Raw genomic sequence first — 24,824 nt, 5'->3', positions numbered from 1 at the left:
GGCCTCAGGAGGTGGCAAGCACCGTCAGTTCCACCGCCACGGCCGAACCGCACATCAGCACCACGATCGCCGCGGCAACCAGGTCGTTGACGCCCGGCCGCGCCGGCGCGGCCGAAATCTGGCCGCTACCACCGCGGGCGGTGATCGCGTCCCCCATCTCGTCGGCCCGCCGCAAGGTGACGGTGATGGCGGCCGTGATCAAGTCGATGGCCTCGCGCGCCCACTGCCGTCGCCGTTGCCGCCGGGTACGCGGCCGCGTTCGGGGCCGCAGCCGGCGGGCGGCGTAGAGCACCCGGAACTCGTCGATCAGCATCGGAAACGCCCGCAACGCCAGCGCCAGCGTCACCGCCCAGTCGTCGATGGGGATCCGCAGCAGCCGCAGCGGCTTGCCCAGGGTGGCGACCGCCGGGGCGATCTCGGCGACATTGGTCGTCCACGACACCATCGCCCCCAAACCGAGCAGCACGATCGACAGTGCCGTGATCCGCAGGAAGTACAGCAGCCCGCCCAGGCCCGCCGGATCGCCGCCGGACATGGCCGCGGTCACGCCGCCCACCAGCAGCAGCACCCACAGCCAGCGCGGTACCGAGGGCATCGCACCCCGGGGGATGTGGGCGAGCCGGGCCGCGCCGAGCACCAGCAGCGCCACCGCCCCGATGGTCGCCCAGCCGGGGTAGAAGGTAAGCAGGACCGAGATACCGAAGACCACCGTCAGCTTGGTCCCGGCCCACAGGCGGTGCACCACGGAGTCGCCGGGCACCGGCCGCAACAGCACCACCGGGCGCGGCTGCCCCGTCACGCCGCACCCGCCGGGGCCGGCACCAGGACGCCGTTGCGCAGGTGCAGGGTTCGCGGGCACAGATCGCCGAGTCCGGCGAAGTCGTGCGAGATCACCACCACCGTCAGCCCGGTCTCGCGCCGCAGGTCCTCGAGCAGGCGCAGCAAGCCGTCCCGGCTGGCGGCGTCGAGCCCGGCCAGGGGTTCGTCGAGAATCAGTGCCCGGGGCGACCGGGCCAGCAGGCCCGCCAGCACCAGGCGGCGCATCTGTCCGCCGCTGAGTTGGTCGATGCGCCGGCCGGCCAGGGCCGCGTCCAGGCCCACGGCGGCCAGTGCGGCGCTGACCCTGTCGTGATCGCGGGGGGAGAATCCGGCCGCCGACGCCACTTCCAGGCCGACATAGCCGCGCATCAACTGCAGCCGCGCCGCCTGGAAGGACAGCGCGACCGCGCCCACCTGCTGGTCGGCGGGCCGGCCGCCCAGCAGAGAGCTGCCCGTCGTCGGGGTCGTCAGGCCGGCCATGATCCACGCCAGGGTGGACTTGCCCGAACCGTTGCCGCCATGGATCAACAGGCCGTCGCCCTCGGCGACGCTGAAGGTGATGTCGCGCAACGCGGTCTTGGCCCACGGGGTGCCGCTGGCGTATTCGTGTCCCACGCCGCGCAGTTCGAGCACCGGCGGTCCGGACCGGTGCGGTGCGGCGCCGCCGGCGGGGGTGGGCACCTGCGCGGTCTCGACCATCACGGTGTTGTCGCGGGAACCGGACAGGTCGATGGTCCGGTCGGCACTGCCGGCCTCGTCGTTGTAGTGGGTGATGTGCACCAGTGACGTGCAGCGCCGGCCGGAGCACCCGGCCAGCTCCGAGAGCACTCCCAACAGCACCTCCCGGCCCTGCGGGTCGACCATGCTGGTGACCTCGTCGGCGATCAGCAGCGCGGGTTCGCGGGCCAGCGCCGCGGCCACCGCCAACCGCTGCAGTTCCCCGCCGGACAGCCCACCGGTGTCGCGCTCGGCGAATCCGGCCAGGCCGACCTCCGCCAGCAGCCGCTCGACGTCGGGGGTGGTCCCCGGCGGCAGCCCCCACACCACGTCGTCGGCGACGCGGGTGCCCAGCACCTGGCTCTCCGGGTGCTGCATCACCACCGCGGTGCCACCGGGCGCGCCGAGTCCGACCGCACCGGGACGCTCGACGGTGCCGGCGGTCGGCGCCCGCCCGGCCAGCAGCAACATGAGGGTGGTCTTGCCCGAACCGTTGGCGCCGGTCACGGCGACGTGTTCGCCGGCACGCACCTCCAGGCTCACCGGCCCCAGCGCGTCGTGGTCGGACTGCGGATACCGGAACCGCACCCGATCCAGCCGGACCGGGACCGGCGCCACCGGGCCGGACTCGTCCGGCAGGTCAAGCTTGTGCACGTCGGGAACTCCGCGGAGCCGGTCGAGCACCCGCGACAGCGCCCACCAGCCCAGCAGCGAGACGATCATGATGCTGATGGTCATCTGCGCCAGAATGAGCCACTGCCAGTAGCGCAGCAGCACGCCCAGGAATCCGTTCAGGTCCGCGGCGGCGCGCTGGAACTCCGGTAGCGGGACGCGCGCCATGGCCGCCGCGACACCGTTCACATTGGCCGTGATGGTGTCGAAGATCAACCGGCGCAGCCGCGACAGCACCGTCAGCGCCAGCACCATGGCGATACCGAAAACTCCGCCGGCCACCGCAGATGCCGCGATCACGGTGGGCAGACCGCGTCGGTGACGCTTGATGACACCGGTCAGACCGCCGATGTAGGCACTGTTGACCACCGTCATGAAGCCGCCCATTCCGGCGATCAGAAACGCGATGGTCGCGGCGGCGACGGTGGCGGCGATCAGCACCCGGATCCGGTAGCGGTAGGCCAACAGACCCATCGGAACCGTCCCGAGCAGCGCCAGCCCGCCGGCGAACGGAACCACCACCGCGATGATCGCCGTCGCCGCGCACAGCGCCGCCATCACGGCGGCCTGCGCGGTCTCGACGGGCCGCATCGACCGCCCCCGGACGCGGGTATCGCCCTGGCCGGTCTTCGTCACCCGTCGATTCTGCCAGCCGTCGGGCCCCCGCTCGCTGCATGTACCGGCCTCGTCCACTTTCGTGCACGGTTGTGAAATACTTGCTCGATGGTTGCCCCCGCCCAAGCCAGCCTTGGAGCCGATTTGCTCAGCGTGGTATCCCGCCTCAACCGGCTTGCCACCCAGCGCGTCGCGCTTCCGATCCCCGGCGCGCAGGCTCGACTGTTGTCCACTATCGAGGACTTGGACGTAGCCCGGATCTCCGACTTGGCAGCGGTGGACCACTGCTCCCAGCCGACCATGACCACCCAGGTGCGCCGCCTGGAGGACGCGGGCCTGACCACCCGTACCCCCGACCCGCTCGACGCCCGCGCCGTCCTGATCCGAATCACCGAGAAGGGCGTCCAGACCATGGCACGGGTTCGCCAGGACCGGGCCGCGGCGATCGACCCCGAGCTCGACCGGCTCTCGGCAGCGGATCGCCAGACCCTCTCCGACGCCGTCGAGGTGTTGCACCGATTCCTCGCCGAGACCGCACCGAGCCGGCCGGCCCGCTAACCGGCGCTGCGGCCCCGGGCCGCAGCGCGGCCCCCGAACTCCCCGCGGCCAAACCGCCGCACCTCGCACCGTTTCCGCTGAGCTGTTTCCAGCCCGGCCCCTTTCGGAATATGCTCACAGCGGCATCGGCCCGAAGCGATCCCAGGCTTCCTGCGGCGGGCCCCTGGGCGGCCGGTCTTCGGGGGAAGGACATCGTGGCGGATAGATTGGCGCTGGTCACCTCGATCGCCGCCCAATTGATGGCCACCACGCCTTCGACCGCAGCTGCGATCAGCGAACGGGTGCTGCAGACGCTGGTCGAGCAACTGCACGTCGACGCCGCATTCCTGCGCCACAACGATCATGAGATCCGCGCGTCGAAACTGGTCGCCGAATGGCCGCCGCGTACCGATCCCCCGGACCCGGATCCGCTCGCCGTGGTCTCGTTCACCACCGCCGACCCGGTCTTCACCTCCTGCGCCCACGGCAAGCAGGTCGCGGTCATGCGCCCGGACCCCGGGGAGTCCGGCTACGTACGCCAGATGGCGCGGGAGCATTCGGTGGAGTCGCTGTCGGTGGCCACCGCGCCGCTGATCTCCGGCCCGGTGACCATCGGCATGCTGGGTCTGGTCAAGTTCCGGCGGCCCAAGTGGCGGACCGAGGAACTCAACTCGATCGAGGCGATCGCTTCGCTGTTCGCTCAGCTGCAGGCTCGTGTCGCCGCCGAGGAGCGGCTGCGCTATCTGGCCGACCACGACGACTTGACCGGCCTGTACAACCGGCGAGCCCTGGTCGCGCACCTGTCCGAGCGGCTCGTCGCGGGCGAGCCCGGACCGGTCGGCGTGTTCTACATCGACCTCGACCGGCTCAAACCGATCAACGACTACCTCGGACACGCCGCCGGTGACTGGTTCATCCAGGACTTCGCCCGGCGCCTGCGCGCCTATGCCGGCAACCGGTCCGTGGCCGCGCGGATCGGCGGTGACGAATTCGTCGTCATTCCGGACTGGCCGATGTCGATGGCCAGCGCGGAGACCTTCGCCGACCGGCTCCAGAGCGCCCTGCGCGCGCGGGTGGACATCCAGGGCCACTCGGTCAACAGCACCGTCAGTGTGGGCGTGACGGTGGGACTGCCCGGCCAGGACACCAGCGCGGGTCTGCTGCACCGCGCCGACGAAGCGGTGCTTGCGGCGAAACGCGGCGGCGGCAACCAGACGGTCAGCTCCACCGACGACATGTCACTGAAAAGCTTGTTCCGCAAAGACATCGAGCTGCACATGCAGGGCAAGATCGACGACGAGTCGCTGCTGCTGTACTACCAGCCCGAGGTCGATCTGTGGAGTGGCGCCATCGTCGCGGTGGAGGCGCTGGTGCGCTGGCGTCATCCAACCCGCGGGTTGCTGCTGCCGAGTTCGTTCATCGGCATCGCCGAGTCGGCCAATCTCGCCGACGATCTGGGCCGGTGGGTGATGCGCAGCGCGTGCGCGGAGTACAGCCGGTGGCAGGCCAACGGCGTTCGGACCAACGCCACCCTGCGCATCAATGTCTCGCCGGTTCAGTTGGCGGCCCGCGGATTTGTCCAGAATGTGGTGGACACCGCCGGCGAGTTCGGTCTGCGGCCCGGCTCGCTGTGCCTGGAGATCACCGAGCGCGCGGTGGTGCAGAACATCGAGACGACCCGTCGCACGCTGGCCGAACTGCGCGAAGCGGGTGTTCAGATCGCCATCGACGACTTCGGCACCGGCTACGCCGTGTTGTCGCACCTGAAGGATCTGCCGGTCGACATCCTCAAGATCGACACGGTGTTCGTGCGTGAATTGGGCGTCAACCCTGGCGATCTCGCGATTGTTCGGGCCATCATCGCCCTTGCCGAGGCGTTCGGACTGCAGGTGGTCGCCGAGGGCGTGGAAACCTCAGCGGCCGCGCTCACCTTGATGCGGCACGGTTGTCACCGGGCGCAGGGTTTCCTGTTCTCACGTCCGGTTCCGGGTCCGGCCGCCGAAGCTATGCTGGCGTCGCGCTGGATGGCGATGCCATTCCTGGCAGACAGCCAGGCCCTGGTGATCTGACCAAGTAACTCGCCCGGTGGAAAGCGGCACGCAACCGCACCCCCGGCTGCCTGCCGGCGAGCGCAGCCATCGGTGCGGTGCACCAACGCGGCTCGGCGTGCGGCGGCAATCGGCGATGCGGACCCCTCGAGGTGCCCCGGGCGTTGCTGCGGGAGGAAGAGGAAGACACCGGCCGGGGCACACGCGTGGGCGCCCCCGATCCGTACAGACCAGTTCCTCGCATAATTCGGAATAGTACATACCTTTTGAATGGTGTCCAATCATAAACAGACTGTGTGTCACATCACCTTCCCGGGTGGCACCGCGGCCCACATTTCCGACACCGGCCGCCCCGGCGCCAGAACCGCGCGTCGAAACGCTCGGCACCCGTCATAATCAGCCGATGGAGCGACGGCGCAACGCGCAAACCCCCCTGGCACCGATGGAGACGCTGCGACAGCTGCCGGCCCTGGTCGCCCTCGAGCGGATCCCCGTTCCGGTGCTCGCGATCGCCGACAACGGCACCATCTTGTTCGCCAACAGCGGGTTCGCCGCCATGCTGGGCTACAGCCAGGAAGAGGTGCTATCCCTGGAATTCCGCCAGATCTTCGGGGAAGTGCCCCCGGCCGAGGAGTCAGCCCTGTCGGTCATGCACTCGCTGGCCAATCTGGTTGTCTCCCTGGAACATCGGGACGGATCAACGGTCCGGGCACTGATGAGCAAGTCAGCACTCGAACGCGCCGACGACCGCGTCGCACTCGCCACCTTCCAAGATCTCACCGAGCAGCTCTGGCTCGAAGAGCGCTAGCTAGCGCCTTGCCGCCGCGGCGATCGCGCCGCTAGCCGCGTTGATACCGCAGGGCATCGCGCGCCAGAAACTGTTGGAAGTACGCCAGCGAATCGGCTGCCACGATGGCCGGCAGCATCATCTCCCACATCCGGGTCACGCGGCCGACACTGTCCTGCGGGGCATGCGTCAACAGCCACGTCCCGAGCATGGCCGAGGTGATCGATTCGGCAGCAGGGCGCGCATCGAGATCCTCGCGCAAGTCGCCTTCGGCTATCGCGCGCGTTACCTGGTCGGTGACCGCAGCAGCCCATTCGCCGCCGACCCGTGCCCCCAACTCGTTGTCCTCCGCCAGCGCGAAGACCAGGTGACCGGCGGCGCGCGCCTCCTTGTCGACCGACAGCACCTCCGTGACCGCGAAGATGCCGTGGATCATTCCCTCCAGGGCAGGCGAAGACGGCTGGCACATCTTGCGGAAAGTGGTCAAGACGGTGGTGAACCCGCCCTCGATGATGGCCGTCACCAACGAGTCCATCGAGTCGAAGTGGTGGTAGAGCGCGCCTTTGGTCACCCCGGCCCGCTCGATGATCGCGGTTCTTCCCGCCGCGACATAACCGACCTCGCCGAACACGTCGATGGCCGCGTCCAGCAGCTTGCGCCGAGTCGCCTCGGACCGCACCTGGCGTGCCATCAGCCGGCCTCATCGTCGAGCACGGTGGGCTTGTGCTCCTGCTCGGGTTGCTCGGTCGCGGCCTTGATCGCCAGCACGGTGCGACGCCGAACGAACTGAGCGAAATAGTCGATGCGGTCGGCGGGCACCACGCTGGGCAGCACTATCGACCAGACCCGCTCCAGCTCACGTAGAAACTGTTCGGGATCATCGAGATTGCCCGCCTGACGCAGGCCCAGGTACAGCGCGACCATCATCCGGACCACGTCGCGCGGATCACGCTCAAGCACATCGCCTTCGGCGATGGCCCGCTCGGCGACCACACTGAGCCCCTCGATCACGTTGTTGAGCACCGATGCCTGTAGCCCCTCGGCGCGGCCCACCACCGGCAGCAGATGCAGCAAAGCCCGGGCGCCGTCACTTGTGAGGTCTTCGACCGCCATCAGGTAGCCCACGTCCAACAGAGTTTCCAAGCCGGAAAGCTTGCGGTCCACCAACGCCCGGACGGCCGCTCCGCTCTTGGCGAGTTGTTCGTCGATGACGGCAAGCGCGAGCGCATGCTTAGAACGAAAATGAAAATACATCGCGCCCTTGGTCAATTCCGCTTCAGCGAGAATATCGTCGAGCCCGACGTCGTGAAAGGGCCGCTGCGCGAACTGATGCGCAGCGGCACGGATGATCTGCTGGCGCGTTGCATCGGCACGCCGGTCGGTCGAATCAGCCAATGCCCGAGCTCAGCCTCATCGAAGTCCCCCAGTCGTACCACACCGGGATAACGGTATCAGTCGGATGGCAAAGTTGACCCATTTCTATACTTGGAATAGCCATTCACCTCCGATGCCATTCTGAAAACGCCAATTCGGCGGTGCCGGATTGCATTCGGTCTGCTCGCGCCCGTCTCACACGGCGGTGCTCGCCCCGCGGGGGACACGCCACGGCTACCCGGCGGGCAATGCGAACGCGACGAACTGGGTCACCTGGCTCGCCGAGAAGTTGTCGTCGCTGACCAGTATCACCGTCCGGCGGCCATCGGGCAGCCGCGGACCCAACGTCAGGCCCTCGATGTTGTCCAGCGGGTGCAGGCCCGGGGTCATGGACAGGTCGGCCAACAGGGTCTTGCGCATCGGGGTCACGTCGGAGCCGGCCAGCGCCGGGGTAGCCAGCACATCGGTGGCGTCGGCGATCTCGGCGCGAAACAGTCGCACCGTCGGGCGTTCGCCGTAGGCGCGTTCGGTCACCAGGAACTCGGTGTCCGACAGCGCCGCCAGGTCGGTGAGCCCGTTGGTGCCGGCCCGCCCGGCGCCCGGGTCAGCCGGCTCCAGCCGGTAGGCGTACTGGGCGACCGGCGCGTGCGGTGCGGACCCGGTCAGGTCGTAGGCGGTGATGCGCGTCAGGGCCCCGTGGGCAGCATCCGGCAGGGGTCCGTCGTCATAGCCCGGCCCCTCCATCGCGGCAAACAGCATCCGCCCGTCGCCGGTCACCGTCAGTCCCTCGAGGGTGGTGTTGCGGCGCGGCCCGGTGAGCTGTTGCGACATGGCCAGCTGCGGCGGCATCGAGAACCGGCCCAGGTAACGGCCGTCGAGTCCGGCGATCCGGACCCACGGGTCGGCCAGCACCGCACCGTGTGGGCCCTCGGTGCGCTCCCCCTCCGACGACCAGTACAGCCGCTGGCGGCCGGCATCGAAGGCGATGCCCTCGGGGTCGGGTGGGATGACCGGCGGTGTCGCGGCGAGGTCCCGCGGACCGAACGGCCGGCCGTCGTCGTCGAGCAGCGGGTGCACGGCGCTGATCGTCGCGCCGGTGACGCCGCGATCGGACACCGACAACCGGGCCGTGTAGAACCGGGCGGGGCCGCTGGCGGAACGATCGTCGCTGATCACGTAGTAACAGTCGCGGCCGGCGTCGTAACTGATCCCGGACAGGCCGCCCACCACCGCGCCCTCGACCACGGTGTGCGGCGCCAGCACGGCTTGGCCCAGATACTGCAGCCCGGCGGCAGGCGGTGCGGTGTCGCAGGGCGCGCAGCCCGAGAGCGCGACCCCACCGGCGAGCAGTGCACCGCACAACATCGGCGCCCGGCCCGGCTTCCCACGCACCTTCGTAATGTAAACCCGGTTCAGCAGCGGCTCCGCGCGGATACCGTGGTCGAGATGGACACTTCTGAGGCCCTGCGCGACACCCTCGACGGCCGCTGGCGGCCGGTGAAGCAGCGGGTCCGGGCCACCTTGAGCGACGAGAAGTTTCGCCCGCACTACACGCCCAACACCGTGATCGCCCGGGCCAAGGTCACCGAGCAGCTCAGAATTCTCGCGGGCTCCGGGGCGGCCGCAGACAGTTTCCGCAAGGAACACGGCGGCAACGGAGACGTCGGCGCGGCGGTCACCATGATCGAGATGCTGGCGATGTCGGACCTGTCGCTGATGGTCAAGGCCGGCGTGCAGTGGGGCCTGTTCGGCGGGGCGGTCGAAAACCTCGGCACCGAGCGCCACCACCGCGCCTACGTGGAGAAGATCATCGACCTCGACCTGCTCGGCTGTTTTGCGATGACCGAGACCGGTCACGGCAGCGACGTGCAGTCGCTGGAGACCACGGCCACCTACGACCCGTCGACCCGGGAATTCGTCATCGACTCCGCCACCGAGACCGCGCGCAAGGACTACATCGGCGGCGCAGCCGAAACAGCCACGGTAGCCGCGGTTTTCGCCCAGCTCATCACCGGGACCACCAGCCACGGCGTGCATTGCTTCCTGGTGCCCATCCGCGACGCGCAGGGCAATGATCTGCCCGGTGTCACCACCTCGGACTGCCACTACAAGGGCGGGCTGCCGGGGGTGGACAACGGTCGTATCGTCTTCGACCACGTCCGGGTGCCCCGGGAGAACCTGCTGAACCGCTACGCCGATGTGGAACCCGACGGAAGCTATCGGTCCGCGATCGACAGCGACGGTCGCCGGTTCTTCACCATGATCGGCACCCTGGTCCGCGGCCGGGTCTCCGTCGGCGGGAGCGCGGGTGCTGCCGCCCAGGTGGCGCTGGACATCGCCACCCGATACGCGCTGCAGCGCAGGCAGTTCAGCGCGCCGAGCGACGACGGCGACGGCGACGGCGAGGAGGTGCTGATCATGGATTACCTGATCCACCAGCGCCGGCTGCTCCCGTTGATTGCCCGCTCCTATGCCCTGCAGTTCGCCCAGAACGAGTTGGTGGGCCGCTGTCATGATCTGCAGACCGCCGACGATCCCGACCCCGAGGAACAGCGGGAGCTCGAGGCCCGGGCCGCCGGACTCAAGGCGGCCAACACCTGGCACGCCTCCCGGGCCATCCAGGAGGCCCGAGAGGCCTGCGGCGGCGCCGGGTACATGGCCGAGAACCGGCTGATCGCCCTGCGGGCCGACATCGACGTGTTCACCACCTTCGAGGGCGACAACCACGTACTGACCCAACTGGTGGCCAAGCAGCTGCTGACCGCCTACGCCGATGACATCGCCGATATGAGCCCGGCCGCATGGGTGCGATTCGCCGCCGAGACGGTCGGCGAACGGGTGCTCAAACGTACCGCGGCCGAGACCATCATCCAGACCATCGTGGACGCCCGGCAGGACAGCGAGGAGGAGGGCAGCCTGTTCAACCGCGGCACCCACGTGCACATGTTCGAAGACCGCGAGCAGTACCTGCTTTCCTCGGTGGCCCGCCGGCTCAGGGCCAAGTCTCAGGAGATGGCCGACTTCGACGCCTTCAACGCCGTCCAGGACCACATGCTGCACGCGGCCACCGCCCACATCGACCGGGTGATCCTGGAGGCGTTCATCGCCGGAATCGCGACCTGCCTCGATCCCGGCGCCCGCGAGCTGCTGGATCTGGTCTGCGACCTGTATGCGCTCAGCGTGATCGAGGACGACAAAGCCTGGTACATCGAGCACCGCTATCTGTCCACCGAGCGGGCCAAGGCCGTGACCCGCGCCATCAATGACCGGTGCCGCAAGCTGCGTCCGCATGCCCAGACGCTGATCGACGGGTTCGGCATCCCCGAGCAATTGCGGTACGCCGAGATGCTGCATCCAGAACACTTGGCAGTACCGCCCGCCGGTGCGCCCCCCAGGTAGCCGCCTTTATAGGCTGTCTGGACCTCAGACGAACAAAGGAGTACCTCACTATGGCGTGGTTCCTCGCCCTGAATGCCACCCCCACCAAGGGTGTGCAAGCACCGACCTACGAGCTGCACGAAACCGCTGACATCGAGCGGATCACCGAGGAATTGGCCACCTTCGCGGCCACCGACCGGGCTGTCGCCGTGCCCGCCGTCTTCAACAGCGGCCGCCAGCAGGTCACCGTGTACGTGCGCCCGGCAGCCTGGGGTGCGTGGGCCATCTACGAGCTGTCCGAGGAAGAGCGACGCGAAATGATGGCCAACAACCCGCTGGTCAGCGCATTGGCCCAGGCTCGTGCCGCCCAGCAGCAGTCGCAGTCAGCGCCGGCGATGTTCGCCCAGCAACAGCCGCCTTCGCAGGCGGGTCCTTCGATGATTCCCCGGCTGGACTGACGCCGGTACCAAACGTGGCTCCCCCGGGTGGACTCGAACCACCAACCCTCCGGTTAACAGCCGAATGCTCTGCCAATTGAGCTACAGGGGACTGCTGTCCGCGTGGACTTGCAAGACTCTAGCGCATACCGAAATCACCGCCGTGCAACGGGGGTCGCACCCGGCCCCCGTGCCGGCGCGTGAGGCAGGATGGAACTACTGCATCAACTGTTCTAAGGGGCCACATTGATCGGGTATGTCGTGGTGATGGGGGTCGGTTACGTGCTGGGCACCAAGGCCGGCCGCCGCCGCTACGAGCAGATTGTCGGCACCTATCACGCGATGACGAGCAGTCCGGTCGCCCAAGCGGTGATCGACAAGGCGCGGCGGAGCATCGCCGACCGCATCCACCCCGACCCGACGATGGTGACGCTGACGGAGCTGGAAGAGGGCATCACCGTGGTGCGCCCGGAGGAGCCGGGCGACGACGCGCAGCGGTGAGGGTGGGGTTGCGGCCCGACCTCCGGCCGGGCTTGCGATCAGGCTCACCCACCGCACCTGACCCGCCGCACCCGACCTCCGGCCGGGCTTGCGATCAGGCTCACCCACCGCACCTGACCCGCCGCACCCGACCTCCGGCCGGGCTTGCGATCAGGCTCACCCACCGCACCTGACCCGCCGCACCCGACCTCCGGCCGGGCTTGCGATCAGGCTCACCCACCGCACCTGACCCGCCGCACCCGACCTCCGGCCGGGCTTGCGATCAGGCTTCAGGCGGTCAAGTCGTCGCCGCTGGCCTGCTCCAGCAGGCTGCGCCGGTAGGCCTCCATGGCGACCAGGTCGCCGAACAGCGCATGATATTCGTCACTGTGCTCCACCGGCGACATGCGCTGCAGCTTGGACTTGACCTCGGCGATCTGGCGGCCCACCCACACCTCTTGCAGCCGGGCCAGCACCCCGCCGATGTAGCGCGGCAGCTTGTCGTCGTCGACGCGGACGGCCTCCACGCTCAGCTCCTGGATCAACGCCGTGGTCAGCGGCGAGGCCGTCTGCGCACGCACCGTCTCGACCCATTGCGCTCCCCCGGCGCCGGCCACCCCGGCGGTTCCCCCGGCGGCGTCGATCGCCGACCGCACCGCGGCGTAGCCCGGGTGGGTGAAGCTCTCCACGGTCAACGTGTCGAACACCGGACCGGTCAGCGCCGGGAACTGCAGTGCCGCCTTGAGTGCCTCGCGCTGCGGCCACAGGGTCGGGTCGGCCGGGTTGGGCCGGGCCACCGCCGGTTGTTCGGCGGATGTGGCGGCCTCCCGGGACGCCGGACGCTGACCGCGCGGACCGACCTCCTTGGCCCCACCCTTGGCCTGGGCGCGCACCCTGCCGATCACCTGCGCGACGTCGTCCCAGCCCACCCATCCGGCCAGCTGGCGGGCGTACTCGTCCCGCAGCGTCGGGTCCTTGATCTGGGCGACCATCGGCACGCAGCGGCGCAGCGCGGCAACGCGGCCCTCGGCGGTGTCCAGGTCCATCTCGCTCAGCGCCGTGCGCACCGCGAATTCGAACAGCGGCGTGCGGCGTGCCACCAGGTCGCGCAGCGCCTCGTCGCCGTGCGCCAGGCGCAGATCGCACGGATCCATGCCGTCGGCGGCCACCGCGACAAACGATTGTCCGGCAAGGTGCTGTTCGCCTTCGAGCGCCTTGACCGCGGCGGCGCGGCCCGCTGCGTCGCCGTCGAAGACATAGATCAGTTCGCCCCGAAAGAACTTGTCGTCCATCATCAGTCGCCGCAGCATCGCCAGGTGCTCATCACCGAACGCGGTGCCGCAGGAGGCGACCGCGGTGGTCACACCGGCCAGATGCATCGCCATCACGTCGGTGTAGCCCTCCACGACGATCGCCTGATGCCCGCGGGCGATGTCGCGCTTGGCCAGATCCAGGCCGAACAGCACGTTGGACTTCTTGTAGAGCGTGGTCTCGGGGGTGTTGACGTACTTGGCCTCCATGGGGTCGTCGTCGAACAACCGGCGGGCGCCGAATCCGATCACCTCCCCCGCCGACGAACGGATCGCCCACAGCAGCCGGCGGTGGAATCGGTCCATCGGGCCGCGGCGCCCTTCCCGCGACAGCCCCGCGGCCTCGAGCTCCTTGAACTCGAAGCCCTTGCGCAGCAGGTGTTTGGTCAAGGTGTCCCAGCCGGACGGGGCGAAGCCGCAGCCGAACCGTTCGGCAGCCGCGGCGTCGAAGTTCCGCTCGGTGAGGTAGCGTCGCGCCGGTTCGGCCTCAGGGGTGCCCAGCGCCGCGGCATAGAACTCGGCTGCTGCCGCGTTCGCCGCGATCAGCCGGCTGCGGCCGCCACGCTCGCGCTGGATGTTGGTCGCCGATGCGCCGGTGTAGGTGATCGTGTGACCGACCCGATCGGCGAGCATCTCCACCGCCTCGACGAAGCTGGCGTGCTCGATCTTCTGCACGAACGCGTAGACGTCGCCGCCCTCCCCACAGCCGAAGCAGTGGAAGAGACCGTGGTTGGGCCGGACGTGAAAGGACGGCGACTTCTCGTTGTGAAACGGGCACAGCCCCTTGAGCGAGTCCGCACCGGCCCGCCTGAGCTGCACGTAGTCCCCAACCACGTCCTCGATGCGGACACGTTCGCGGATGGCGGCGATGTCGCGATCGGAGATACGGCCGGGCACCGGGTCAGTCTAGAGCGCGCCTTGGACCCCCGCGGCGCTCATGCGCGGCGAACCGGACAGAGCTGCCCCGGTGAGCCGCCGCCGGGCGGTTCCGCTCAGCCTGCGACCAACCGCTCCAGCCGCCCCTCGGTGCACGACGCGATCTGGTCGACGATCACCCGCAGCCGCGCGCCGTCGTCGGCCGCGGCGGCGAACGCCGGGGCGAACACGGGGTCCAGGCTCTCCGGCGCGGTGATCGACAGCCGATGCGCGACCTCGTGCACCCGCTCGCGCTGGGCGGCCTGAATCCTGCGGTGCTGCTCGGAGGAAATGATGAACTGGACCGCAAGGGTTTTCAGCACGGCCACCTCGGCGCGGACCAGTTCGGGGACCTTGAGATCGGCTTGGTAGCGCCGCAGCGGCCCGGGCCCGGCGGCCTCCTGGGTGGCGGTGATCGCCGCCGAGGCGAAACGCCCGACGAGTTCACTGGTCAACCGCTTGAGCGCCACCGACGCCGACAGGGTTCCCGGGAAGCTGCCGTAGGCGCCCACCGCGGCCACCACCGGCAGCTCGGTGAGCCGGCGCGCCGCCCCGGCCAGATCGTGCACCCCGTCGGGGTCGCCCAGCCGGGTCAGCTCGGCCACCGTGGACGGATCGGCGAGTACCCGCAGGTCGATCCGGCCCGAGATGACGCCGTCCTCCACATCGTGTACCGAGTAGGCGACGTCATCGGCCCAGTCCATGATCTGCGACTCCAAACAGACCCGCCCTTCCGGCGCCCCCTGGCGCATCCATTCGGCGGCGGCCCGGTCGTCGTCGTAGAAACCGAATTTGGTGCGCAGCGCGCCGTCTGACGTGCGCCGGTACCACGGATACTTGGTGACCGCATCCAGCGCCGCCCGGCTCAGATTCAGTCCTGCGCTGGCACCGTCGGGGCCCATCACCTTGGGCTCCAGGCTGGTCAAGATGCGGAAGTTCTGCGCATTGCCCTCGAAACCGCCACAGGTCGAGGCGATTTCGTCGAGCGCCATCTCCCCGTTGTGCCCGTAGGGCGGGTGGCCGATGTCGTGGGCCAGCCCGGCCAGGTCGACCAGGTCAGGATCACAGCCCAGACCGATCGCCATCCCCCGACCGATCTGCGCCACCTCCAGCGAGTGGGTCAACCGGGTGCGCGGGGTGTCGCCGTCGCGCGGGCCCACCACCTGAGTCTTGTCGGCCAGCCGGCGCAGCGCGGCGCAGTGCAGCACCCGGGCCCGGTCGCGGGCGAAGTCGGTACGGTACTGGCCGTCGGTTCCGGGCAGGCCGGCCGTTTTCGGGGACTCCGCCACGATGCGGGCGCGGTCGTGCGCGTCGTAGCTGTCAGGGAAGTTTGTGGCCACCGCCGCCAGTCTATTTTGACCTCGCCCGCGCGGATGACACGGCGGGCCGAAGCGGCCCGTCCGAGTGCGGCGGAACCGGCCGGCCCGGTCGCAGGATCGGCGCGGATCACCTGCCGATCGCATATAGATTGGCCAGCATGCGCATCACCCGGCTGGCCAGCGCCGCCCTGGCGTTTCTCATCGCAGTGCTGCTGGTGTCTCCGGGCGCCGCGGCGCAACCTCCGATGCGTCTCCCCAGCTCGATCACCGACAACGCCGGGGCGCTGTCGCAACCCGAGCGGGCCCGGGTGCAGAGCGCGATCGACACGCTCTACGCCGACCGGCACATCCGGTTGTGGGTGGTCTATGTCGATGTGTTCTCCGGGCAGACCGCTGACAACTGGGGCCGCAGCACCGCGCGGCTGAGCGAACTGGGCAGCAACGACGCCGTGCTGGCCGTCGCGATCGCGGACCGCAGTTACGCCTTCCTGGTCTCCGAGGGCATCCCCGAGATCAGCAGCGGCGAAGTCGACGCGTTACGGCGCAACCAGATCGAGCCCGCGCTGCGCCGCGGCGACTGGTCGGGGGCGGCCACCGCGGCCGCCACCGGACTCGATGCCGCCGCCGCACCCGCCGAGGTCAGCTGGGCGCCGATCCTGATCGCGCTGGGCGCCCTGGCACTCGCCGGCCTGATGGTGGCGCTGGTGGTGCGCCGGCTGCGAAGCCGGCGACGGGTGGCGGCGCTGGCGGCCGCCCGGCGGCTCGATTCCACCGACCCCAACGCGCTGTCCGAGGTGCCGGTGTTCGCGCTGGACGCCCTGTCCCGGGAGAAGGTCGTCGAAGTCGACAACGCGGTGCGCACCAGCGCCAACGAGTTGCAGTTGGCCATCGAGGAGTTCGGCGAGCAACGCACCCAGCCGTTCGCGCAGGCCGTCGCCTCGGCCAAGGCGGCCATGGAGCAGGCCTTCACCGTGCGCCAGCAGCTCGATGACGACATTCCCGAGACCCCGGCCCAACAGCGCGACCTGTTGACCGGTGTGATCGTCACCGCTTCGAAGGCCGACCGCGAACTCGAGGCCCAGCGGGCCGCGTTCGAGCAGTTACGCGATCTGGTGCTGCACTCCGCCGACCGGCTCGACGCCCTCACCCAGCAACTGGTCGAGCTGACCGGGCGTATCCCGGCCTCCGAACAGCATCTGACGCAGTTGCACTCCGAGTTCGACGCCATCGCGCTCAGCTCGGTTTCCGGCAATGTCAAGACCGCCCAGGACCGGGCGGCCTTCGCCGAGCGCAACATCACCCGGGCGCGCAGCCTGGCCGAACGTCCGGTGACCGGGGGTCAGAGCGAACTGGTGGACGTGGTGCGGGCCGCCGAGTCGGCGCTGGCCCAGGGCCGGGCACTGCTCGACGCGGTGGACAGTGCCGCCAGCGACATCCGCCACGCCGTCGCCGCGCTGCCGGAGACCATCGGCGACGCCGAGGCGGGCATCGCCCAGGCCGCCGCACAGCTGGCGCGGGGGGTGGGCGCGCACCAGGCCGAACTGACCACCGCGCGCGACACCGTGGTCAAAGCCGTCGCCGGCGCCCGCACCCCCGGAGATCCGCTGGGCGCGTTCAGCGCGCTGATCAAAGCCGACGCCGCCCTGGATCAGCTGCTGGACACCGTCGCGCAAGAGCGCGCGGCCGCCGAACGGTTGGCCCGCACCCTCGAGCAGGCGCTGTTCACCGCGTCGTCGCGGATTCGGGCCGTGTCGGATTACATCGACACCCGTCGCGGCAGCGTCGGCCCGGAGGCCCGTACCCGGTTGGTCGAGGCCCGGCGCCGGCTCGACGCGGCCGAGGCGCTGCGCGGCACCGACGTGGCCGGAGCCATCAGCCAGGCCAACGGCGCGGCCACCCTGGCCGCCGCGGCGCAGTCCCTGGCCAAGGCCGATGTGCAGGAGGCCCAGCGCGCCTACTACGGGCGCTACGGCGGCGGTCCCGGCGGTGGCAACGACACCGGAGCCATGCTGGGCGGCATCATCATCGGCAACATCCTCAGCGGGGGTGGCGGCGGCTTCGGCGGGGGCGGCAGCGGTGGGGGCGGGTGGAGTCCGACCTCGTTCGGCGGCTCCTCGTCCGGTGGCGGCTTCTTCGGCGGCGGCGGCCGGTTCTAGACCGCCGATAACCCATGCTCGAACTCATCAACATCGCCGTGATGGCGGCCCTGGCGGCGTGCTGCTACGCGCTGTGGATCCGCCGCGACACTTGGGGCTCACGCTGGGACAGCAATCCCTCGCGCATCCTGGTCTTCATCGTTGGCGCGGGTGTGCTCATGTCACCGGCGGGATGGGGACTTCTTGATCCGATCCTGCACGGCGCGCTCGGAGTGTGGAACGTCTCCGGCCTGCTTGCTGCGCTCTGCATGTTCGCCGCGGCGGTCACCATGTCCAGGCATCTGGTGACGCGACTGAGCGATCAGGCTGGAGCCAGGAAGCTGGCACGCCGCTACATCACCACTCCGCTGACATTCGTTCTGCCGCTGGCGATCGTCGTGTACTTCATCGCGGACCGCGGGCAGGCGCAGTATCAGGATGTCTTCGCAACCCGCGGCCCGTGGTTCACGGTCTACTGGACGCTGATCTGCGTCTCTGCGCTCTACCTGTTCGCGTTCACCGGCCGGTTGTTGCTGACCCTGCGCAACGATCCGCGCTCCACAGCTTCGGCCGACCAGTATCTGGTCTGGATCGCCCTGAAGACCGCGGCCATGTCCTACCAGCTGATCAGCGTGCTCGCCGGAAGTACCTACACGCTGCCCACCTGGACCTGTGCGGGGGCGGCCAGCCTGGCTTTCGCCTACGCCGCCGCACAGTCGTGGCAAACCCGGGCGGACTGGTTCACACCGGCCAGACCGAACACCGCCGATGTCGCCGACGACGAAGCCGCCGAGGACTGACCTCGATCAGCAGCCCTTGAGGCGCACCGCCAGGTAGTCGGAGACCGCGTCGATGGCCACCCGTTCCTGAGCCATCGTGTCGCGCTCGCGGACGGTGACGGCGTGGTCTTCCAGGGAGTCGAAGTCGACCGTGATGCAGTACGGGGTGCCGATTTCGTCCTGGCGGCGGTACCGCCGGCCGACCGCCCCGGCGTCATCGAATTCCACGTTCCAGGACTGGCGCAGCTCGGCCGCCAAGTCGCGGGCCTTGGGCGATAGGTCGGCGTTGCGCGACAGCGGCAGCACGGCCGCCTTGACCGGAGCCAGCCGCGGGTCCAACCGCAGCACGGTGCGCTTGTCCACGCCGCCCTTGGCGTTGGGCGCCTCGTCCTCGTGGTAGGCGTCGACCAGGAAGGCCATAAGCGAGCGGGTCAGGCCGGCTGCCGGTTCGATCACATACGGCACGTAGCGGGTGTCGGTCGCCTGGTCGTAGAACGACAGGTCCACCCCGGAATGCTCCGAGTGCGTAGTCAGGTCGAAGTTGGTGCGGTTGGCGATGCCCTCCAGCTCCCCCCACGGGTTGCCGGTGAAACCGAACTTGTACTCGATGTCGGTGGTGCCGGCGGAGTAGTGCGACAGCTTCTCGAGCGGGTGTTCGTAGAGGCGCAGGTTCTCACGGTTGATGCCCAGGTCGACGTACCACTGCAGGCGCGCGTCGATCCAGTACTGGTGCCACTCCTTGGCCGTGGACGGCTCGACGAAGAACTCCATCTCCATCTGCTCGAACTCGCGGGTCCGGAAAATGAAGTTGCCGGGGGTGATCTCGTTGCGGAAGCTCTTGCCGATCTGGCCGATCCCGAACGGCGGCTTGCGGCGCGCCGTGGTCACCACGTTGGCGAAGTTGACGAAGATGCCCTGCGCGGTCTCGGGCCGCAGGTAGTGCAGACCCTCTTCAGACTCGATGGGACCCAGGTAGGTCTTGAGCATCATGTTGAAGTCCCGGGGCTCGGTCCACTGCCCCTTGGTGCCGCAGTCCGGGCAGGCGATCTCGCTCATCGGCACGTCATCGGGGTTGCCGCCCTTTTTCAGTGCCACCGCTTCCTGCATGTGGTCCTGCCGGTGCCGCTTGTGGCAGCTCAGGCACTCCACCAGCGGGTCGTTGAACACCGCGACGTGCCCGGAGGCCACCCACACCTGACGGGGCAGGATGATCGCGCTGTCCAGGCCGACGACGTCGTCCCGGGAGGTCACGACCGAGCGCCACCACTGCCGCTTGATGTTCTCCTTGAGCTCCACTCCGAGTGGCCCGTAGTCCCACGCCGACTTTGTGCCGCCGTAGATTTCGCCCGACTGGAAGACCAGGCCACGTCGCTTGGCCAGGTTGGCAACAGTGTCGATGATGGACGCCACGAGGGGGTGCTCTCCTGTCTTGACGGAACCGCGCCGGCAACGCCGACGCGCAAAACATCAGTCATCGTATCGACACCGTCCGCGTTCTTTGACATGCGTCATCACGCATGGAACAGTGGGTGCCAGCTGAAAATGATTTCCAACGTGTCCGGAGGTGGTGTCATGACCTCCTCAGCATCGGGCCTGGTGGGCCACCGACACACCGGCCCAGCCTTTCCCGCGACACCGCCGCGGGAGATCCTCGACGCAGCCGGAGAGCTGCTACGCGCGCTGGCCGCCCCGGTTCGCATCGCGATCGTGTTGCAACTGCAGGAGTCACAGCGCTGCGTGCACGAGCTCGTCGACGCGCTCGGCGTGCCGCAGCCGCTGGTCAGCCAGCACCTGAAGATCCTCAAGTCCGCCGGAGTCGTCGCCGGGGAAAGGTCTGGTCGCGAAGTGCTCTACCGACTGGCCGACCATCACCTGGCGCACATCGCCATTGACGCGGTGGCGCACGCCGGTGAGGACCGTTGAGCGCCCCCGGGGTGCGCTCCACCCGGCAGCGGGCAGCGATCGCGGCACTGTTGGAGACCGTCGAGGATTTCCGGTCGGCCCAGGAACTGCACGACGCGCTGCGTGAGCGCGGCGAGAACATCGGGCTGACCACCGTCTACCGCACATTGCAGGCGATGGCCACGGCCGGACAGGTCGACACGCTGCGTTCGGACACCGGCGAATCGGTGTACCGGCGATGCTCGGATCACCACCACCACCATCTGGTGTGCCGGGGCTGCGGGGCCACCGTCGAGGTGGGCGACCGCGAAGTCGAGGAGTGGGCGGCGCGCATCGCCGCCGAGCACGACTACTCCGACGTCGGCCACACCATCGAGATCTTCGGCACCTGCCCCGCCTGCCGGAACTGAGCCCGGCCCGCCATCAGGCGGTCAGTGCGTCCCGGATGTCGACGCCCTTGGCCAGCACCATCAGAACCAGGGTGCGCAGCGCGCCATCGCTCAGCCCCGATCCGGGGAAGTTGTACCGCAGAATCACGTCCGCGGACGCGTCCCTACCGACCAGGGACACGGTGCCCAGCTGACTGAGGTCGGCCTGTTCGGCGGCACGGGTGCGCAGGTGCTCGGTCAACGGCAGATCCCACGCCAGGATCGCGGTGAGCGACACCAGCTCCAGGTCCTCGGAGATCGGCACGACCCGCAACGACGCCAGCATTCCGTCGTGCCGGACGGTCAGCGCACCGTCGGGTTCGGCGTCGACCGCCAGCACCTCGGCGAGTGCCGCGGCGAGCCGGTCGGCCAGCGTGGGCATCAGGCCGTTCCGAACCGGCGCTGCCGCGAGGCGTACTGCTCGCAGGCCTCCCACAGATCGCGGCGGTCGTAGTCCGGCCACAGCTTCTCCTGGAAGATGTATTCGGCGTAGGCCGCCTGCCACAGCATGAAGTTGGACGACCGCTGCTCGCCGGAGGTGCGGATCAGCAGGTCGACGTCGGGCATGTCCGGCCGGTGCAGGTGCCGCGCAATGGTGGCCTCGTTGATCCGGCTCGGGTTCAGCTTGCCCGCCACGGCCTCCTCGGCGATGGCCTTGGCGGCTTCGGCGATCTCGGTGCGCCCGCCGTAGTTGACGCAGTAATTGATCGTGATGACGTCGTTGTCGACCGTCATGGCCTCGGCGATCTCGAATTCCTTGATCACGCTGCGCCACATCTTCGGACGAGAGCCCACCCAGCGCATCCGCACGCCCATCGCGTTGAGGTTCTCCCGCCGCCGGCGCACCACCTCGCGGTTGAACCCCATCAGGAAGCGCACCTCCTCTGGGGAGCGCCTCCAGTTCTCGGTGGAGAACGCATACACCGTCAGCCACTTGATACCGAGTTCGATGGCGCCGCAGGTGATGTCGATGAGCACCGCCTCGCCCATCTTGTGCCCCTCGGTGCGGCCCAGCCCGCGCTGGGTCGCCCAGCGGCCGTTGCCGTCCATCACGACCGCGACGTGGTTCGGCAGCGCCTCGGCGGGAATCTGCGGCGCCACGGCCTTGGACGTGTGCTGCGGGGGGCGGCACGGCCCCCCGCCGGGCGGCGACGGCAACTGCGGGAAGACCACCGGCCAGGTGGACTTGTCCGGGAACACCGGATAATCCGCAGGCGCCGCGGGCAGCTGCGGGAAGTCCGCCTTCCGATTTGCCCGGTTCAACACCATGCGCCTTATCCTGCCCGACCGTGCCGGCGCCGCCCGCGGCGACCATACGGCCGCCGCGACGGCTTACCGACCATGCCGACGATCAGGAACGGGCACTCAGATCGACCGCGACGAAGTCCAGCCGCCACAGCGACTGGAACAGCTTGCGGCCGAACTTCTCCAGGTCCGCGGCGCTGCCGCGCGATGGGCCGCCGGCCTGCGCCAGGTCCGCGGCGATCTGACGAATGCTGCGACGGCCGTCGATGCTCTGAACGAACGGCAGCTGAGCCGGGTTCAGCGGCATACGCCAGCCCGAACGGAAGATCTCGTCGTTGTTCAAGCCACACTTCCAGCGGAACAGCGGCACGTAGTCGAGGCTCTCCGGCGTGGAGAAGTCGATCTTGTAGCTGCTCTTGGGCCGATCGGGCCGAGTGGCGATGAAGAAGTGCCGCGCGTTGAGGGTGTGGATGCGCTCCATGACCGACCAGATCTTCTCCTCCGGCAAGGCATTCACCTTGTCGTAGAAGCCGGCCGATGGCACCACCACATCGTGCGCGTAGTACGGCGCCTTGAGCAGCCAGTCCTGGAAGTCCAGGCCGGCCGACTTGGCCAGTTCGATGCACCCGTCGACGTCGTAGCTCTTCGCCCGACCGTGCAAGAACGTGTCCACCAGGCCCGCATCCGCGAACAGGTCACCGGCGATCTTGATGTACGGCTGCACCGGGTGCTCCGGCGACAGCACGCGGATGGCCTGGCGGACGGTCTGAATCGACTCGTCGTTCTGCTCCAACCCGAGGTCCCGGAAGACCGACTCCAGGATTTCGATACCGATGCGGCCGTAGCGCGCGTAGAGCATGATGCCGGCGACGCCGTCGGGCCGCAGCCGCTCGGCGATCGCCTTCATGCCCACCTCGGGGTCGGCCATGTGGTGCAGCACGCCCGTCGAGATCGCCAGGTCGAAGTCCCGGTCGAGCGTGGAAAGCTCCTCAATGGGCAGCTGGTGCAGCTCCAGGTTCCACAGACCGTGCTTGTCCTTGAGGTACTGCTGGTGCCCCAACGACGATGCACTGATGTCGACGGCCACAACCTTGGCCTGCGGGTTGTTGTAGGCGAAGACCGCCGCCTGGTTGGTACCGCAGCCCGCGATCAGGATGTCGAGGTCGGGACGGTATTCCCGATCCGGCCACAGCACCCGGGAGGCGTGGCTGGGGTCGAACCACTCCCAGTTTGTGGTCGTCCAGGCCTGCAGGTCATGGATGGGCGGCGGGTAGGTCCACCGCTCGTACTGCCGGGAGACGACGTCTGCACGTGGATTCTCGGTCACTTCTTTGTGGCTCCTTGTCGAATTAACCCCCCGCCGGATCGGATCAGACTTTAGCGGGGGCCTGTTGGGCCGGCGCGTCCGGAGGCGACTCCAAACGGAGTGTCCGACGCACCGGAACGAGTCAGTGGGGCAGGGTCAGCCGGCCCGCCCGGGCTCACCGGGCTGGCCGGGCTGACCCGGGGTTCCACCAGGTCCGGGCGCACCGCCCAGGCCACCGGCACCGCCCTCACCGGGCTGGCCGCCGGATCCCGAAGCGCCACCGGCGCCACCGGCCCCACCGGCACCGCCGTTACCGCCGTCGCCGCCGCGGCCACCCTGGCCGCCCTTACCGCCCTGGCCGCCGGCACCGCCCTTGCCGCCTTGACCGCCCTTGCCGCCCTGGCCGCCCAGGCCACCGGCACCGGGGGCCCCGTCGGCTCCGGGAGCGCCGTCCGCCCCGGGAGCGCCGTCGGCGCCGTCCGCCCCGTCAGCGCCGGGGCCGTTCACCGGCAGCGGTGCCGTGATCCCGGTGGCCGGGCCGGGCTCGGCGGCCCGCGCGCAGGAAGCCACGGCCGGCATCATTCCCACGACGAGTAGCGCTCCGGCCGCCGCACCGAAACCGGCTCCGTATCCCGGCATCGTTCTGTGCGCCCAGCGCCCCCACCCGGTGTCGTGAAACATTCGGCCTGCCTTCCTGGTTGAAACATGCGGATCGTGAAGTCGCATCAGCCTACCGCCGACCACCGTGCAGTCCACCGAAACGGACAGATTTCGGGTTCGGGGACCCCGAGGGGTCAGCTGCCGGCAGCCCGGGCCTGCGCATCCGCGTCGTCGGCGCCGCGCTGCGCCGGCTGCTGGGGGACCCGCTCCACCAAGGGCAAGGTCCGCAGGCGCCGTTCCAGGTGCCACTGCAGGTGCGCAGCCACCAATCCGCTGGCGTGGCTGCGATGCGCCGTCGTGGACAGCTCAGCGGCTTCCCAGTCACCGTCGTGCAACGCCGACATCAGATCCAGCACACCCATCGGCGGGGTGGTCGCCCCCGCCGGGCGGCAGTGCGCGCAGACGCTGCCACCGGCCGCGACGTGGAATGCCCGATGCGGGCCGGGGGTGGCACACCGGGCGCACTCGGTCAGCGCCGGCGCCCACCCCGCCACCGACATGGCCCGCAGCAGGTAGGCGTCCAGCACCAGCTCGCGGGGGCGGCGGCCGTCGGCCACCGCGCGCAGCGCACCGACGGTGAGCCGGTGCAGTGCCGTCGCCGGGGCCCGCTCGGCACCGGCCAGGCGTTCCGCGGTCTCCAAAATCACGCAGGCGCAGGTGTAGCGGCCGTAGTCGCTGACGATGTCGGTGGCGAACGCGTCGACCGACACCACCTGGGTGACGATGTCGAGGTTGCGGCCGGGATGCAGCTGCACATCGATGTGGGCGAACGGTTCCAGCCGGGCCCCGAACTTGCTGCGGGTACGGCGCACTCCTTTGGCCACCGCGCGGACCAGCCCGTGGTCGCGGGTGAGCAAAGTGACGATCCGGTCGGCCTCGCCGAGCTTGTGCTGGCGCAGCACCACCGCCCGGTCCCGGTACAGCCGCATCGGACCAGTTTCGCATCGGATGCGGGCGTTTC

At 69.2% G+C, this 24,824-nt stretch carries 23 protein-coding genes and 1 tRNA gene; 10 read left to right on the top strand and 14 right to left on the bottom strand.

Annotation, left to right across the window (positions count from 1 at the left end):
- Positions 1 to 4 precede the first annotated feature (4 nt).
- Positions 5 to 799: a CbiQ family ECF transporter T component gene (locus G6N14_RS05195; RefSeq protein ID WP_234808930.1), complete on the bottom strand. Its 795-nt coding sequence runs from the start codon at positions 797 to 799 to the stop codon at positions 5 to 7.
- Positions 796 to 2,799 carry an ATP-binding cassette domain-containing protein gene (locus G6N14_RS05190; protein ID WP_085135929.1) on the bottom strand — a complete coding sequence of 668 codons (2,004 nt, stop codon included), beginning with the start codon at positions 2,797 to 2,799 and terminating at the stop codon, positions 796 to 798. The genes G6N14_RS05195 and G6N14_RS05190 overlap by 4 nt, the downstream gene beginning before the upstream one ends.
- Before the next feature lie 132 nt (positions 2,800 to 2,931).
- On the opposite strand from G6N14_RS05190, the gene G6N14_RS05185 reads away from it, so the two are divergent.
- From G6N14_RS05185 to G6N14_RS05175, 3 genes are all read left to right on the top strand, one after another.
- Positions 2,932 to 3,381, top strand: a complete 450-nt coding sequence (locus G6N14_RS05185) for a MarR family winged helix-turn-helix transcriptional regulator (RefSeq protein WP_085135906.1) — start codon at positions 2,932 to 2,934, stop codon at positions 3,379 to 3,381.
- A gap of 239 nt (positions 3,382 to 3,620) precedes the next feature.
- The gene (locus G6N14_RS05180) at positions 3,621 to 5,429 is read left to right on the top strand and encodes a putative bifunctional diguanylate cyclase/phosphodiesterase (RefSeq protein ID WP_085135931.1); all 1,809 of its coding nucleotides are present in this window, start codon (positions 3,621 to 3,623) and stop codon (positions 5,427 to 5,429) included.
- Positions 5,430 to 5,850: 421 nt separating this feature from the next.
- The gene (locus G6N14_RS05175) at positions 5,851 to 6,216 is read left to right on the top strand and encodes a PAS domain S-box protein (protein ID WP_109559820.1); all 366 of its coding nucleotides are present in this window, start codon (positions 5,851 to 5,853) and stop codon (positions 6,214 to 6,216) included.
- A 31-nt stretch (positions 6,217 to 6,247) separates the two neighbouring features.
- Here G6N14_RS05175 and G6N14_RS05170 read toward each other — a convergent pair whose 3' ends face one another.
- The 3 genes from G6N14_RS05170 to G6N14_RS05160 all read right to left on the bottom strand — a co-directional run bounded on the left by G6N14_RS05170 (position 6,248) and on the right by G6N14_RS05160 (position 8,961).
- A complete protein-coding gene (locus G6N14_RS05170) occupies positions 6,248 to 6,886 on the bottom strand; it encodes a TetR family transcriptional regulator (RefSeq protein ID WP_085135908.1) in 639 nt (212 codons plus the stop codon).
- Complete coding sequence (locus G6N14_RS05165; RefSeq protein ID WP_085135909.1) at positions 6,886 to 7,590, bottom strand: TetR family transcriptional regulator; 705 nt, start codon at positions 7,588 to 7,590, stop codon at positions 6,886 to 6,888. The genes G6N14_RS05170 and G6N14_RS05165 overlap by 1 nt, the downstream gene beginning before the upstream one ends.
- 213 nt (positions 7,591 to 7,803) lie before the next feature.
- A complete protein-coding gene (locus G6N14_RS05160; protein WP_308214862.1) occupies positions 7,804 to 8,961 on the bottom strand; it encodes an esterase-like activity of phytase family protein in 1,158 nt (385 codons plus the stop codon).
- A gap of 54 nt (positions 8,962 to 9,015) precedes the next feature.
- On the opposite strand from G6N14_RS05160, the gene G6N14_RS05155 reads away from it, so the two are divergent.
- Positions 9,016 to 10,968, top strand: coding sequence for an acyl-CoA dehydrogenase family protein (locus tag G6N14_RS05155; RefSeq protein ID WP_085135932.1), 1,953 nt, complete (start codon positions 9,016 to 9,018; stop codon positions 10,966 to 10,968).
- Between the two features lie 50 nt (positions 10,969 to 11,018).
- Entirely contained in the window at positions 11,019 to 11,405 is a 387-nt protein-coding gene (locus tag G6N14_RS05150; protein WP_085135911.1) for a hypothetical protein, read from the top strand.
- A gap of 15 nt (positions 11,406 to 11,420) precedes the next feature.
- Here the strand turns inward: G6N14_RS05150 and G6N14_RS05145 are convergent.
- A tRNA-Asn gene (locus tag G6N14_RS05145) sits at positions 11,421 to 11,496 on the bottom strand.
- 134 nt (positions 11,497 to 11,630) lie between these two features.
- Here G6N14_RS05145 and G6N14_RS05140 point away from each other — a divergent pair.
- Complete coding sequence (locus G6N14_RS05140; RefSeq protein ID WP_046319673.1) at positions 11,631 to 11,885, top strand: hypothetical protein; 255 nt, start codon at positions 11,631 to 11,633, stop codon at positions 11,883 to 11,885.
- Positions 11,886 to 12,154: 269 nt separating this feature from the next.
- Here the strand turns inward: G6N14_RS05140 and dnaG are convergent, their stop codons facing one another.
- Entirely contained in the window at positions 12,155 to 14,071 is a 1,917-nt protein-coding gene (dnaG, locus tag G6N14_RS05135; protein WP_085135912.1) for a DNA primase, read from the bottom strand.
- A 95-nt stretch (positions 14,072 to 14,166) separates the two neighbouring features.
- Positions 14,167 to 15,429 carry a deoxyguanosinetriphosphate triphosphohydrolase gene (locus G6N14_RS05130; RefSeq protein ID WP_234808931.1) on the bottom strand — a complete coding sequence of 421 codons (1,263 nt, stop codon included), beginning with the start codon at positions 15,427 to 15,429 and terminating at the stop codon, positions 14,167 to 14,169.
- Between the two features lie 137 nt (positions 15,430 to 15,566).
- Here G6N14_RS05130 and G6N14_RS05125 point away from each other — a divergent pair, with 137 nt between their 5' ends.
- Together G6N14_RS05125 and G6N14_RS05120 are read left to right on the top strand one after the other, a co-directional pair.
- The gene (locus tag G6N14_RS05125) at positions 15,567 to 17,564 is read left to right on the top strand and encodes a TPM domain-containing protein (protein WP_163787059.1); all 1,998 of its coding nucleotides are present in this window, start codon (positions 15,567 to 15,569) and stop codon (positions 17,562 to 17,564) included.
- A 14-nt stretch (positions 17,565 to 17,578) separates the two neighbouring features.
- On the top strand, positions 17,579 to 18,343 hold the full coding sequence (locus G6N14_RS05120; RefSeq protein ID WP_085134825.1) for a hypothetical protein: 765 nt from the start codon (positions 17,579 to 17,581) through the stop codon (positions 18,341 to 18,343).
- 6 nt (positions 18,344 to 18,349) lie between these two features.
- On the opposite strand, the gene G6N14_RS05115 is transcribed toward G6N14_RS05120, so the two are convergent.
- The gene (locus tag G6N14_RS05115) at positions 18,350 to 19,732 is read right to left on the bottom strand and encodes a glycine--tRNA ligase (protein ID WP_085134824.1); all 1,383 of its coding nucleotides are present in this window, start codon (positions 19,730 to 19,732) and stop codon (positions 18,350 to 18,352) included.
- A gap of 162 nt (positions 19,733 to 19,894) precedes the next feature.
- Here G6N14_RS05115 and G6N14_RS05110 point away from each other — a divergent pair, with 162 nt between their 5' ends.
- Both G6N14_RS05110 and G6N14_RS05105 read left to right on the top strand, forming a co-directional pair.
- Complete coding sequence (locus G6N14_RS05110) at positions 19,895 to 20,245, top strand: ArsR/SmtB family transcription factor (protein WP_085134861.1); 351 nt, start codon at positions 19,895 to 19,897, stop codon at positions 20,243 to 20,245.
- Positions 20,242 to 20,634: a Fur family transcriptional regulator gene (locus G6N14_RS05105; RefSeq protein WP_085129746.1), complete on the top strand. Its 393-nt coding sequence runs from the start codon at positions 20,242 to 20,244 to the stop codon at positions 20,632 to 20,634. Before G6N14_RS05110 ends, G6N14_RS05105 begins: the two co-directional genes overlap by 4 nt.
- A gap of 13 nt (positions 20,635 to 20,647) precedes the next feature.
- Here the strand turns inward: G6N14_RS05105 and G6N14_RS05100 are convergent, their stop codons facing one another.
- The 5 genes from G6N14_RS05100 to recO form a co-directional block, all read right to left on the bottom strand.
- Positions 20,648 to 21,034 carry a hypothetical protein gene (locus tag G6N14_RS05100; RefSeq protein WP_085134823.1) on the bottom strand — a complete coding sequence of 129 codons (387 nt, stop codon included), beginning with the start codon at positions 21,032 to 21,034 and terminating at the stop codon, positions 20,648 to 20,650.
- A complete protein-coding gene (locus G6N14_RS05095) occupies positions 21,034 to 21,921 on the bottom strand; it encodes a decaprenyl diphosphate synthase (protein WP_085134822.1) in 888 nt (295 codons plus the stop codon). Before G6N14_RS05095 ends, G6N14_RS05100 begins: the two co-directional genes overlap by 1 nt.
- 82 nt (positions 21,922 to 22,003) lie before the next feature.
- Positions 22,004 to 23,224 (bottom strand): class I SAM-dependent methyltransferase, encoded by a 1,221-nt coding sequence (locus G6N14_RS05090; protein ID WP_085134821.1) that lies wholly within the window; start codon positions 23,222 to 23,224, stop codon positions 22,004 to 22,006.
- Between the two features lie 135 nt (positions 23,225 to 23,359).
- A complete protein-coding gene (locus tag G6N14_RS20635) occupies positions 23,360 to 23,842 on the bottom strand; it encodes a hypothetical protein (protein ID WP_179960806.1) in 483 nt (160 codons plus the stop codon).
- Between the two features lie 155 nt (positions 23,843 to 23,997).
- Positions 23,998 to 24,792 (bottom strand): DNA repair protein RecO, encoded by a 795-nt coding sequence (gene recO / locus G6N14_RS05080; protein WP_085134820.1) that lies wholly within the window; start codon positions 24,790 to 24,792, stop codon positions 23,998 to 24,000.
- Between the last annotated feature and the right edge of the window lie 32 nt (positions 24,793 to 24,824).

The sequence above is a fragment of the Mycolicibacter hiberniae genome, assembly GCF_010729485.1.
GTDB classification, from domain to species: domain Bacteria; phylum Actinomycetota; class Actinomycetes; order Mycobacteriales; family Mycobacteriaceae; genus Mycobacterium; species Mycobacterium hiberniae.
The sequence above is the reverse complement of the archived record's forward strand: the minus strand, read 5'-3'. Positions and strand labels throughout refer to the sequence as shown.